The sequence below is a fragment of the Kribbella sp. NPDC002412 genome (assembly GCF_053592935.1).
In genome coordinates this window covers 53,297-65,143 of the sequence record NZ_JBSFBL010000038.1, presented here as the reverse complement: position 1 = coordinate 65,143, position 11,847 = coordinate 53,297, and the positions used below count along the sequence as shown (strand labels likewise).

Annotated in this window: 12 protein-coding genes; 6 read left to right on the top strand and 6 right to left on the bottom strand. The window is 70.5% G+C overall.

What is annotated here, in order from left to right; genetic code table 11:
* Positions 1 to 8: 8 nt before the first annotated feature.
* Positions 9 to 1,865: a sensor histidine kinase gene (locus ACWCOV_RS27480; protein ID WP_449832193.1), complete on the bottom strand. Its 1,857-nt coding sequence runs from the start codon at positions 1,863 to 1,865 to the stop codon at positions 9 to 11.
* Positions 1,855 to 2,568 carry a response regulator transcription factor gene (locus tag ACWCOV_RS27475; RefSeq protein WP_449832192.1) on the bottom strand — a complete coding sequence of 238 codons (714 nt, stop codon included), beginning with the start codon at positions 2,566 to 2,568 and terminating at the stop codon, positions 1,855 to 1,857. The genes ACWCOV_RS27480 and ACWCOV_RS27475 overlap by 11 nt, the downstream gene beginning before the upstream one ends.
* A 113-nt stretch (positions 2,569 to 2,681) precedes the next feature.
* Here ACWCOV_RS27475 and ACWCOV_RS27470 point away from each other — a divergent pair, with 113 nt between their 5' ends.
* The 4 genes from ACWCOV_RS27470 (at position 2,682) to ACWCOV_RS27455 (ending at position 7,292) form a co-directional block, all read left to right on the top strand.
* Positions 2,682 to 3,749: a hypothetical protein gene (locus tag ACWCOV_RS27470; RefSeq protein ID WP_449832191.1), complete on the top strand. Its 1,068-nt coding sequence runs from the start codon at positions 2,682 to 2,684 to the stop codon at positions 3,747 to 3,749.
* Complete coding sequence (locus tag ACWCOV_RS27465) at positions 3,746 to 5,041, top strand: peptidoglycan-binding protein (protein WP_449832190.1); 1,296 nt, start codon at positions 3,746 to 3,748, stop codon at positions 5,039 to 5,041. Before ACWCOV_RS27470 ends, ACWCOV_RS27465 begins: the two co-directional genes overlap by 4 nt.
* On the top strand, positions 5,038 to 5,730 hold the full coding sequence (locus tag ACWCOV_RS27460; protein WP_449832189.1) for an ABC transporter ATP-binding protein: 693 nt from the start codon (positions 5,038 to 5,040) through the stop codon (positions 5,728 to 5,730). The genes ACWCOV_RS27465 and ACWCOV_RS27460 overlap by 4 nt, the downstream gene beginning before the upstream one ends.
* 371 nt (positions 5,731 to 6,101) lie before the next feature.
* On the top strand, positions 6,102 to 7,292 hold the full coding sequence (locus tag ACWCOV_RS27455; protein ID WP_449832188.1) for an ABC transporter permease: 1,191 nt from the start codon (positions 6,102 to 6,104) through the stop codon (positions 7,290 to 7,292).
* On the opposite strand, the gene ACWCOV_RS27450 is transcribed toward ACWCOV_RS27455, so the two are convergent.
* Genes ACWCOV_RS27450 through ACWCOV_RS27440 form a run of 3 tightly spaced genes read right to left on the bottom strand, consistent with a single transcriptional unit; the run spans position 7,194 to position 9,690 of the window.
* Positions 7,194 to 8,552, bottom strand: coding sequence for an MFS transporter (locus tag ACWCOV_RS27450; RefSeq protein WP_449832187.1), 1,359 nt, complete (start codon positions 8,550 to 8,552; stop codon positions 7,194 to 7,196). The genes ACWCOV_RS27455 and ACWCOV_RS27450 overlap by 99 nt on opposite strands.
* Positions 8,553 to 8,566: 14 nt before the next feature.
* Positions 8,567 to 9,049 carry a DUF4188 domain-containing protein gene (locus ACWCOV_RS27445; protein ID WP_449832186.1) on the bottom strand — a complete coding sequence of 161 codons (483 nt, stop codon included), beginning with the start codon at positions 9,047 to 9,049 and terminating at the stop codon, positions 8,567 to 8,569.
* A gap of 23 nt (positions 9,050 to 9,072) precedes the next feature.
* The gene (locus ACWCOV_RS27440; protein ID WP_449832185.1) at positions 9,073 to 9,690 is read right to left on the bottom strand and encodes an alpha/beta fold hydrolase; all 618 of its coding nucleotides are present in this window, start codon (positions 9,688 to 9,690) and stop codon (positions 9,073 to 9,075) included.
* 23 nt (positions 9,691 to 9,713) lie between these two features.
* Here ACWCOV_RS27440 and ACWCOV_RS27435 point away from each other — a divergent pair, with 23 nt between their 5' ends.
* Entirely contained in the window at positions 9,714 to 10,130 is a 417-nt protein-coding gene (locus ACWCOV_RS27435; RefSeq protein ID WP_449832184.1) for an acyl-CoA thioesterase, read from the top strand.
* Positions 10,127 to 11,236, top strand: a complete 1,110-nt coding sequence (locus tag ACWCOV_RS27430; protein ID WP_449832183.1) for a zinc-dependent alcohol dehydrogenase family protein — start codon at positions 10,127 to 10,129, stop codon at positions 11,234 to 11,236. The genes ACWCOV_RS27435 and ACWCOV_RS27430 overlap by 4 nt, the downstream gene beginning before the upstream one ends.
* On the opposite strand, the gene ACWCOV_RS27425 is transcribed toward ACWCOV_RS27430, so the two are convergent.
* A complete protein-coding gene (locus ACWCOV_RS27425) occupies positions 11,215 to 11,658 on the bottom strand; it encodes a YciI family protein (protein ID WP_449832182.1) in 444 nt (147 codons plus the stop codon). The two genes, ACWCOV_RS27430 and ACWCOV_RS27425, sit on opposite strands and share 22 nt — an antisense overlap.
* Between the last annotated feature and the right edge of the window lie 189 nt (positions 11,659 to 11,847).

Below are 11,847 nucleotides of genomic sequence, written 5' to 3'. Positions count from 1 at the left end.
GTGCAGAGTCAACCAGCCGGGACCCAGATCGTGAAGGTTGAGCCGGACCCGACGCGGCTGGTCACCGTGATGCGGCCGTCGTGCGCCTCGGCCAGGTGCTTGGTGATGGCCAGGCCGAGCCCGCTGCCGCCCGTCGTACGGCTGCGGGACTGTTCCGCGCGGTAGAACCGGTCGAAGAGGTGCGGGAGGTGCTCGTCCGCGATGCCGGTCCCGTTGTCGGTGACGGTGAGGTTGTAGCCGTCGTCCACCCGCCGTACGCCGAGGACGACCTGACCGCCGGACGGCGTGAACCGGATCGCGTTCGAGACCAGGTTGCCCAGCGCCTGGCGGATCCGCGCGCTGTCGACGGCGGCCTGCGTCGGACCCGGTACGTCGGCCGTCAGCGCGACGCCGGCCGTCTCCGCAGCGGGCCGATGCGCGGACACCACCTGCTGCGCCAGCTCGGACAGGTCACGCGGTGCCTTGTGCAACCGCAGCATGCCGGCGTCCGCGAGCGCCAGGTCCTGCAGGTCGGCCACCAGATGCTCGAGCAGACCGGTCTCCTCCAGCAGCGACGTGACCAGGTCACCATCCAGCGGTACGACGCCATCCTCGGACGCGACCAGGTAACCCTTGATGTTGGCGAGTGGAGTCCGCAATTCATGCGCGACGTCGCTCACCATCGCCTTGCGCTGGAAGTCGTGTCGCTGAATCGACTCGGCCATCGCGTTGAACGCGTGCCCGAGCCGGGCCACCTCGTCCTTCCCGGTCACCGGTACGCGGGCCGCGTGGTCGCCGTTCCGCATCCGCTGCGCCGCGCCGGTCAGTGCCACGATCGGCCGAACCAGCCGCCGCCCGGCGAACAGCATCACCAGCGCCGCGATCAGCAGCACCCCGAGCGCGGTGGCCGCCGTCCGCAGCAGCCCCTCCCCGGAGAACACGTTGAACGTGCTCTTCGCACCCAGGTAGAGCTTGGCCGACGGAGCGACGTACGGCGCCAGCGCCTGCGACCGCGCCTCGGTCGTGCAGCCGACGAGCACCTCGCTCATCGGCTGGTCCTTCGGCGGCTCGATGTACCGCAGCCCCTCGAGCTCGGTGATGCCGTAGTCCGCCCCGGCCGCGTCCAGGCAGGCGGCCGCGCGCCGGATCTCGTCGTCGTTCACGACCTTGGCCTTGGCGCTCGGTGCCCTGAGCCCGGGCGGCGTGCACTTGTCCAAGGTGGGCTTGGAGATCTCCATCACCGTGGTGCCGTTCACGGTCTTGTCGGACTCGACCACGACCTGCGGAGTGTTCCGGCCGCTGGCGGCCACCGTCGCGAGCTTGCCCTGCGAGCGGTAGCACTCGGCGGCCTTCTCGGCGAGCTGCTGACGCTCCCGCAGCTCCGCATCGGTGAATCCCCAGTCCGGGTAGCTCGGGTACGGCGGTGCCGCGGCCGCGGTCAGCACCAGATCGTTCGCCTTGCCGGCCAGCGCGGCCTTGCGACCCGCCACCACGCTCACCGACCCGCCGAACTTGGCCATCCCGTCGCTCCGCGCGTCGATCGTTGCCGTCGGCACCGACGGGAGCTCCGGGCTCGCGCCGAGCATCCGGGCCGAGTCGGCGATCACGCTGCCGTCCGGCTCGGTGATCGCGATCCGGCGGCCGAGGTCGTCGGCCAGCTCGTGCACCAGCTTGTCGACACCCGACCAGCTCGGGTGATCGGCGGCGTACTTCGACAGCTCGGCGTAGATCCGGCCGTCGACCTGCAGCTGGTTGCTGTTCGCGTCGATCTCGCCCTGCAGCTGCTCCCCGGTGCTGTACGTCGCGAGCACGGCGGTCGCGATCACCGCGCCGAGCGCCACCGCGAGGGACAGCCCGAGGAACCGGACCAGCACGCTACGACGCATCGGGGACCACCACCCTGTCGGCCAGCTTGTAGCCCACGCCGTACACGGTCTTCAGGTACGCCGGGGTGCCCGGGGACGGCTCGATCTTCTTCCGCAGGTTCATCACGTGGACGTCGATGGTCCGGTCGAAGACGTAGTGGTCGAACCCGAACGCGTGCTCGAGCAGCTGCTGCCGGGAGAAGGCCCGCCCCGGTGAGGCCGCGAGGCAGGCCAGGATCTTGAACTCGGCCGGGGTCACCTCGACCAGGCGGTCGGCCAGCCGCACCTCGTGCCGGACCGGGTCGATCTCGAGCTCGCCGACCCGGTACACCTCGCCCTCGGACCGGCTCCGGGTCCGCCGCAGCACGGTCCGGACCCGGGCGACCAGCTCGCGCGGGTTGTACGGCTTGGTCAGGTAGTCGTCCGCGCCCAGGTCGAGGCCGAGCAGCAGGTCGTCCTCGGTGGAGCGGGCGGTCAGCATGATGATCGGCACCCCGGAGTCGCCCGAGCCGTCTGCCCGGAGCACCCGGCAGACGTCCAGGCCGTCCACTTTCGGCATCATCACGTCGAGCACGAGCAGGTCGGGGCTGCGCCGGCGGGCCTCGTCGATCGCGGCCCGCCCGTCGTGCACGACGACGGTGAGGTGTCCCTCCCGCTCGAGGTACCGCCGGATCAGCTCCGCCTGCTTCAGGTCGTCTTCGGCGACGAGGATCCGGGCTGGCATACCGATCAATGTCGCCGAAAATGTTGAGAATCCGATGAAGATCGGCTGAGAGCATCGGGTGTAAACGGCTCCTTCACAGGTTCTTCACGGCCCCGCGGGCACGCTCCACAGCCATGAGAACCTCTCGAACAACACTCGCGGTCGTCGCCGTGCTGGCGCTGGCCGGCTGTGGAAACTCCAATGACCCGGGTGCGGCCACCGGTGATCAGAAAACTGACAAGAGCCCGCTCGCGGAGTACATGGGTGAGGGTTTCGTCAGCTCGGGCAGCGGCGGGATGCGGATGGCGGTCCGGGCCGGTGGCGGCCCCGGGTCGAGCGAGGAGGAGCTGGCCAAGCAGCGCAAGGTCGAGGACGCGACCGCGGCCTGTATGAAGACGGCCGGGTTCGAGTACGTCCCGGTCCCGCCGGAGTCGCAGCCGAAGGGCAAGTTCGACGACGCGTTCAACCTGCCGCCGGACAAATTCGCCGAGCAGTACGGCTACGGGATCAGCACCATCGACTGGTCCAAGGCCGGCGCGGCGGGCGACGACAGCAACCCGAACACCAAGATTCGCAACGCGCTCTCGGCGAAGGCGAAGAAGGCGTACGACACCGCCCTGAACGGCCCGAACTCGACCGGCAACGGCACCGTCGTGATCGCCCCCAAGGAAGGGGAGGGCCCGAAGAACAGCTCCGCGCTGAACCTGGGCTGCCGCGGCAAGGCCGCCGAGGAGGTCTACGGCAAGGGCGAGGACCGCCAGGCCGAGTTCAAGAAGTACGAGAACCTGTTCAAGGACATCCAGGCCCTCGCGAAGCGGATCGAGGACGACCAGCGGGTGGTCGACGCGACCACCGCCTGGGCCGACTGCCTCGCCGAGTCCGGCCAGGCCGGCTACAAGAAGATCGACGAGCCGCGGCAGAAGGTCAGCCAGAAGCTGGATGAGCTGAGCGGCAACAACCCGGCCGGCAACAACAACCCCGGCAAGACCGTGATCGGCGCGCCGTCGCTGGACAAGGTGGACGCGGCCAAGCTGGCCGAGCTGCGCAAGTTCGAGATCGACCTGGCGGTGGCCGACCAGAAGTGCCGGGCCAAGGTGTACGACGAGCCGTACAAGACGGTGCAGTACGAGAAGGAGCAGGAGTTCGTCGAGCAGCACAAGGCCGAGCTCGAGGCGTACCGCGACGGAATGGCGAACCGGTGACCGCTTCACCCAGGTCCCGCCGCCGGGTGCTGGTCGGGGTGTCCGCGGTGGCGGCGGTCTCGCTCGGAGTGGGCGTCGCAGCCGGCAGCCGGATCACCTCGCCGGAGGACGCGGCCGCCAAGACCGCCGCGCCGAAGGCGTCCCAGATCACCGTGCCGGTGGAGAAGAAGGCGCTGTCCAGCAAGGTCGTCGGCCGGGGCGACGCCTCCTTCGACGGCGCGGTGAACATCCGGGTCGAGACCAGCGGCCTGACCACCCCGGCGATCGTGACCGGCAAGGTCCCGGCGGTCGGCTCGACGCTCACCGAGGGCAAGGCGCTGCTGGAGATCACCGGACGCCCGGTGATCGGCCTGGCCGGGGTGCTTCCGATGTACCGGACCCTCTCGCCGGGCAGCAAGGGACCGGACGTGCTGCAGCTCGAGCAGACGCTGGACCGGCTCGGCCTCGACCCGGGCGACGTCGACGACGAGTACGACACCGACACCTCGGCCGCGGTCGAGCGGCTCTACGAGGACGCCGGGTACGACGCTCCCGAGCCGGAGGACCGGTTCAGCCAGGCCGTCGACGCGGCGGAGAAGAACGTCGACGCGATGAAGAACGCGCTCCGGCAGGCGAAGGCCGCGCTGAAGCAGGCGCAACAGGCCAAGGCGAAGGACACGTCGGTCCAGCAAGGCGCGGTCGACGACGCCGAGGAGAACCTGGCCGACGCGCAGGAGGCGCTGAACGAGGCCGAGTTCAAGGCCGGCACGCCGCTGCCGGTGTCCGAGATCGTCTACGTGAAGACGCTGCCGCGCCGGGTCGACGACGTGAAGGTCGAGCGTGGCGGCACGGTGAACGGCGTGGTCATGTCGGCCAGCGGCGCCGCCCTCGTGGTGACGGTCAAGGTCGACGCGCAGACCGCGGAACGCCTGAAGGCCGGGATGGCCGCGACCCTCGACCTCGGCGAGGGTACGGCGGTGGCCGGCAAGGTTCGCCGGATCACGAAGAACGGGGACCAGTACGACGTCGTGGTCGCGCCGAACACGCTGACCGCGAAGCAACTCGCGCTGTTCCGCGACGCGAACGTCCGGGTCACGATCCCGGTCAAGAGCACGGCCGGCAAGGTGCTCGCCGTACCGGTGGCTGCGTTGTCGTCCGGTCCGGACGGCGGGTCGCGGATCGAGGTGCTGCGGGAAGGCAAGGTCGAACTGATCCCGGTCACGGTCGGGCTCTCCGCCGACGGTTATGCACAGGTGACGCCGAGCGGTGACGCGAAGCTCAGCGAGGGCGATCAAGTGGTGGTCGGACGATGAGCGCGACGGCGGTTGCCCTGCCGGCGCCGGTCGTCGAGATGATCGGCGTACGGCGGTTCTTCCCCGGGCCACCCGAGGTGCGGGCGATCCGCGAGGTCGACCTGACGATCGGGCAGGGGGAGTACCTGTCGATCGTCGGGCCGTCCGGGTCGGGGAAGTCGACGCTGCTGCACCTGCTCGGGCTGCTCGACAACCCGACCGGCGGGGTCTACCGGCTGGACGGCGTGGACACGATGAGCCTACGCGAGCGGCGTCGCGCCGTACTGCGGGGTGAGCGGATCGGGTTCGTGTTCCAGTCGTTCCACCTGCTCGACCACCGGACTGTGCTGGAGAACGTCGCGCTGTCGATGGTGTACGTCGGGGTGCCTCGGCGCGAGCGGATGGCGCGGGCGCGGGTGGCGCTGGAGCGGGTCGGGCTCGCGCACCGGATGGACTTCGCGCCGACCACGCTGTCCGGCGGTGAGCGGCAGCGGGTCGCGATCGCGCGGGCGCTGGTCGCGGAGCCGAGCCTGCTGCTCGCGGACGAACCGACCGGCAACCTGGACAGCGCCAACGCGGAGGCGATCCTCGAAGTGTTCGACGAGTTGCACCACGAGGGGATGACGCTGGCCGTCATCACCCACGACGACCACGTCAGCAGCCGGGCCCAACGCCAGGTCCGCATCGTCGACGGAACCCTCCAGTGGTAACCGAAGCAGGCCCCCCGGATCCCGCCGGCGGGCCGTCCACGTCACCGGACAATCCGTCCGGTGTTCCGCCCACCGCCGGTCTGGGCGATCCGTCGGGTGTTCCACCCGCCACCTGGGCGGGTGACCCGTCGGGGGTTCCACCCACCACCCGGTCGGGGGATCCGTCGGGCGTTCCGCCGGCTCCCTTCGCCCAGTCCGCTCCGGCGACCTCCCCGCCCACCGGGCGTCGATTCCGGCTGCGGCTCCTGCTCGCCTCCCTGGTTCGTCGCGCCGCGAGCACTCGCCGACCGCGCGGCGGGCGGCGATCTCGCCCGGGCGGCATGGAGCCAAGCAGCCGTCGTCCGACCGGCCTCCGGCGGTCCGCTCCGGCTGTGCGGGACCTCCTGGACGAGGCGTTGGCCGGTGTGGCCGCCAGACCCACCCGGCTGATCCTCACCACTCTGGGCACGGTGCTCGGCATTGCGGCTCTGGTTGGCACGGTTGGGCTCGGGCAGACGGCGTCGGGGCAGATCACTCAGCGGTTCGATCTGGCGGCGGCGACGCGGGTCGTCGTACAGCCTGAGGAGAAGGGTGGGCAGGAAGGCGAGGCGGCGACCCAGCTTCCGTGGGACGCCCCCGACCGGGTCCAGCGGCTGAACGGCGTCGACGCCGCCGGCACCGTGAGCACGCTGGACGTCGGCGACGACCTGGTCCGCAGCGTCGCGGGTCTCGACGGCCAGAAGGACGGGCACGCGCTGAAGGCGATGGCGGGCTCGGCCGGGCTGTTCGACGCGGTGCGCGCGGTGCTGCGGACCGGCCGGTTCTTCGACGCCGGCCACGACCGGCGCGCTGACAAGGTGGTTGTCCTCGGCAAGCACGCGGCGGAGCGGCTCGGCGTCAACCGGGTCGACTCCCAGCCGGCGGTGTTCATCGGCGACGAGCCCTACACGGTGATCGGCATCCTCGACTCCGTCACCGGCCGGGCCGAGCTCAACGACGCCGTGATCATGCCGAACGGGACCGCGATGACGGCGTACGACCTCGAGTCGCCGGACGCGGTCGAGATCCGGACCCAGGTCGGCGCCGCCCAGCTGATCGCCGGTCAGGCCCCGGTCGCGATCCAGCCGAACGACCCGAGCACCCTCAACGTCGACGCTCCGCCGAAGCAGGGCGCCGTACGCAAGGGAGTCGAGTCGGACCTGAACGCGCTGTTCCTGCTGCTCGGCGCGGTCGCGCTCCTGGTCGGCGGCCTCGGCATCGCGAACGTCACGCTGCTGTCGGTGCTCGAACGCATCTCCGAGATCGGCCTGCGCCGGGCGCTGGGCGCGGCGCGAAGACATGTCGCGATCCAGTTCCTGGTGGAGAGCGTGATCGTCGGCTTCCTCGGCGGGTTGCTCGGTACGGCGGTCGGCGTACTGCTCACCGTGGGAGTGTCGTGGGTGCGGGACTGGACCCCGATCCTGGACAACCGGCTCGCGTTCGGGTCACCCCTGCTGGGTGCGTTCATCGGCCTGGTCGCCGGCACCTACCCCGCGTGGAAGGCCTCCGCCATCCAGCCCATCACCGCGCTCCGCGGCACCTGAGTCGTCCCGGCTGAGCCGCGTGTACAGGAAGGCGGTGACCAGGAACCCGAGCACGATGAAGGCGAGCACCGGGTACGACTTCCCGTCGTCGGGCAGGACCACCGCGCCGAGCGCGGCCGCGGAGACCTGCCCGACGTTGAAGATCATGTCGTAGAGCGAGAACACCCGGCCGCGGTAGACGTCGTCGACACCCGTCTGGACGAGGGTGTCGACGCTGATCTTCACGCCCTGCGCGCAGAACCCGGTGAGGAAGCCGGCCGTGATCAGCGCGGGCTGCGTGTAGAGCCCGCCCGGTATCGCGGTCACCACCGCGGCGGCCACGAACAGAAGCGTGATCCACTGCCGCAGGGTCATCACGCGCGTCGCCCACGGTGTCACCAGCGCGGCCAGGAACAGACCGGCGCCGACCGCGCCCGTTGCGACGGCGAGCGCCCCGAACGCCTCGTCGAGCCGGTCGGGACCGTAGAAGTAGTTGCGGTACAGCAGGATCATCGCGACCGTGACGAGGCCGAAGAAGAACCGCAGCGAGCCGATCGCAGCCAGGCCGAGCGCGGCCTGCTTGCGTTCCCTCAGATGCCGGCCGCCGTCGACCAGGCCCTTGGCAATGGTCCGGATCGCCTCGACCACACCGGGCTCGTCACCGTTCAGGTCCGGACCGAGCTGGTTGCGCTGCAGCCGGAGAGCGAGCAGGGCAGCCGCGGTGTAGATCAGCACGGTCAGCCCGAGTACGGCGAGGTCGGAGTCGACGACCAGCTTCACTCCGGCCCCGACCCCGCCGCCGATGAGGAAGGACGCCGTACCCGAGGTCGGGGTGACCGCGTTCGCCATCACCAGCTCGTCCCGGTCGACCACGTGCGGCAGGCCGGCGGACAGCCCGGACAGCAGGAACCGGTTGACCCCGAGGGTCAGCAGTACGGCGAAGTAGAACGGCACCCCCGCGTTGCCGATCGCGACGAGCGCGCCGACGCCGATCACGAGCGCGGCCCGGGTGAGGTTCGCCCCGAACAGGATCTGCCGCCGCGACCACCGGTCCAGCAGCACGCCGGTGAACGGGCCGAGAATCGAGTACGGCAGCAACGCCACCGCGAACAGCCCGGCGATCGCCGTCGCATCCGGCGCCCGCTCGGGCGAGAACAGCACGTACGACGCCAGCGCGACCTGGAACACCCCGTCGCCGAACTGCGACGTCAACCGCACCGCGAACAACCGCCGGAAATCGCCACGCTTCAGTAGCGTCGCCAGATCCCGGATGAACCGCACGCCCGCAGCCTAGGTCAGTCGGCCGACGGGCGGCTCAGGCGGTCGGCGGCGGTGTCGCCGCGCTCCTTGACCGGGACCACGCCGGCGACCTTGCCCAGCCCGATCAGCGGCATGTTGCCGTAGATGGTCTCGTGGCTCCCGGCCGGCACGATGTACGTCTCGTGCCAGATCCCGGCCGCGCCACCCTTGAACGACTGCCGGAAGTAGTCGAGCCAGGCCGGCCGATGGGTCCGGTCACCGTCGTTCGCGAACGCCTGCAGCTTCTCGACCGACTCCCAGTACTGGATCAGCGTGATCCCGCGCCACGTCGGGAGCATCCGGTACCCGAGCAGACCGCTGTCCGGGTCCTTCGAGAGCTCCCGCAGCATCGGGCCCATCGCCCGCGCCACCGGCCGCCACGCCTTGACCGCCCGCAGTGAGTTGATCCGCATCCCGATCAGGAACACCACCAGGTCCCCGTCGTACGCCGCCGTCTGCCGTCCCTCGACCACACCCATCCGGCCCGCCACCCCTCACGTCGTCAGATAGTCCGCCAGCACCTGTGGATGACCGAGCATCGGGAAGTGCGCCCCGGGCACCTCGTCGGGTCGAACCCGAGCCGCTCCCGCGTCACCCGCCGCAAGAAGTCTGCCGGGAACAGGAGGTCGTCACGCCCGATCACCGCCCGCGTCCGAACGTCCGGCCACCGCTCGATCGCGCACGGGTCACCCATCGGCCCGTCGCTCTGCGCCCACAACTGCCGCCGCGCCTCGGCCGCGAAGTTCGCCGGCAGATCGTGGAAGAACGTGTCCGTGTCGTCGTCGGCCGACGACACGTAGCCGGCGTTCGCCCACCAGTCCTGGATGCGCTCACCCGGCGCCGGCACCATCGCCGCGACCAGCACGAACTCCCGCACCGGCAGCCGCTCGCACACCATGGCCCCGGTGAAACCACCCAGCGAGTGCGCCGCCACCACGACCTCGTCACCCGCCGGTACGGCGTCCAGCACGACGTCGACGTACGCCGCCAGACCGGCCCGCGGGTCGTCACACGGCAGGTCGACCGCGATCACCTCGTGCCCGCGGCGGCGCAACTCGTCCGTCACGGGGTGCCAGTGCCACGACGTGCACCCCGCGCCCGGGATCAGGACGAATCTCATGTCCATCACCTTATGGTGGGGCGATGGACCGGAGCTCCTTTCCGCACTTCCTGGGGATCACGTTGCGGTGGAAGGACAACGACGTCTACGGGCACGTGAACAACGTGGAGTACTACAGCTTCTTCGACACCGTGATCAACGACTTCCTGATCCGGGTCGGCAGGCTCGACATCCACCGCGGCGCGGTGATCGGGCTGTGCGTGGACTCGCAGTGCACGTTCAAGGAGTCGCTGGAGTTCCCGGGCACGGTCGACGCCGGCCTGCGGGTCGGGCAGCTGGGGACCTCGAGTGTCCAGTACGACATCGGCCTGTTCCGCGCGGGTTCGGACCAGCCTGCCGCGACCGGCCGGTTCGTGCACGTGTTCGTCGGCCGGGAGGACCGTCGCCCGGTTCCGGTCCCCGACCCCATCCGCCAGGCACTCGAAGGGATCACGGGATGATCGTGCGCGGCGCCGTACTGCGGGAGATGGGCCTGCCCAGCCCGTACGCCGAGTCACGCCCGCTGCAGGTGGAAGAAGTCGAGCTGGCGCCACCCGGACCAGGGGAGCTGCTGGTCCGGATCCGCGCGGCCGGGCTCTGTCACTCGGACCTGTCGGTGATCGACGGCTCGCGGCCGCGGGTGATGCCGATGCTGCTCGGTCACGAGGCCACTGGTGAGGTCGTGGTCTCGGAAGCGCCGGGTTTCGCGGCTGGTGACACGGTCGCGTTCGCCTTCGTGCCGGCGTGCGGCGAGTGCGCGCCCTGCGCTGAGGGACGGGCCGCCCTGTGCGAGCCGGGCGCCGCCGCCAACACCGCCGGCACGTTGCTCAACGGCGTACGGCGTCTGGACGGGGTGCATCACCACCTCGGGGTGTCCGGGTTCGCGGACCACGCGGTGGTGTCGGCGCGGTCGGCCGTGCGGATCGACCCGGCGCTGCCGCCGGAGATCGCGGCGCTGTTCGGCTGTGCGGTGATGACCGGCGTCGGCGCGGTGGTGAACACCGCCCAGGTCCGAGCCGGCCGGAGCGCGGTCGTCTTCGGTCTTGGCGGCGTCGGGTTGTCGGCGCTGCTGGGCGCGGTCCTGGTCGGTGCGCATCCGGTTGTCGCGGTTGACGTCGTACCCGAGAAGCTGGAGCTCGCCAGGTCGCTCGGAGCCACTCACACGGTCGATGCCCGCGACAACGACGCTGTGGACCAGGTGCGGGAGGCAACGTCCGGGGGAGCCGACTACGCCTTCGAGACGGTCGGGAGCGCGAAGGTCCTCGAGCAGGCGTACGCCGCCACCCGCCGCGGCGGCACCACCGTGACGGTCGGGTTGCCGCACCCGTCGCAGTCGTTCAGCGTTCCGGCGGTCAGCCTGGTCGCCGAGGAGCGCACGGTGAAGGGCTCGTACCTGGGCTCGTCCGTCCCCAGCCGCGACATCCCGCGCTACATCGCGCTCTACCAGGCCGGCCGGCTCCCGGTCGACCGGCTGCTCACCTCGACCGTCGAGCTCGACGACCTCAACGAGGCGTTCGACCGGTTGGCGGCCGGTACGTCGATCCGTCAGGTGCTGCTGCTTCGGTAGTTCTCCGCGGCCTTCACGCCGGTCGCCGCCTCGCGGGCCCGCGCCTCGGGGGTGAACTCGTCGCCGAAGTCGTCCTCGGTGGCGACCTGCCGGATCTCCAGCCCGCCGGAGTTGCCGTCGTCGGCGGCCAGACAGCGCCAGCCCCACTCGAGCGCCTCCTCGCGGGAGGCCACCTCGATCAGGCAGAACCCGGCGATCAGCTCCTTGGTCTCCGCGAACGGCCCGTCGACGACCCGCTGCTTGCCGCTGCTGAGCTCCATCCGGAAGCCCCGCGAGCTGGGCAGCAGGCCCTCACCGGCGAGCAGGACGCCCTTCTCGGCCATCTCGGCCATCACCAGACCCATCTCGGTCAGGCTCTTCTCGCTGGGGTTCTCCCAGGCCTCGGACCCCTCGCTGGCCCGGAACATCATCATGAACCGCATCGGATCTCCCCTCGTTCCGTCGGCCTCATCATGGCGCAGCGACGGGTCGGCGGTCTGCGCGGCAGACGAAGGTTAATTCCGCGGAGAGCTATAGCCACCCGGACAACCATCGGGCAGGCTACGCACAGTGCGGAACCGCCCACCGCACGTGAGGCATGTCACAAGTGAGGCGTAGGAGTCCCTGAGGAG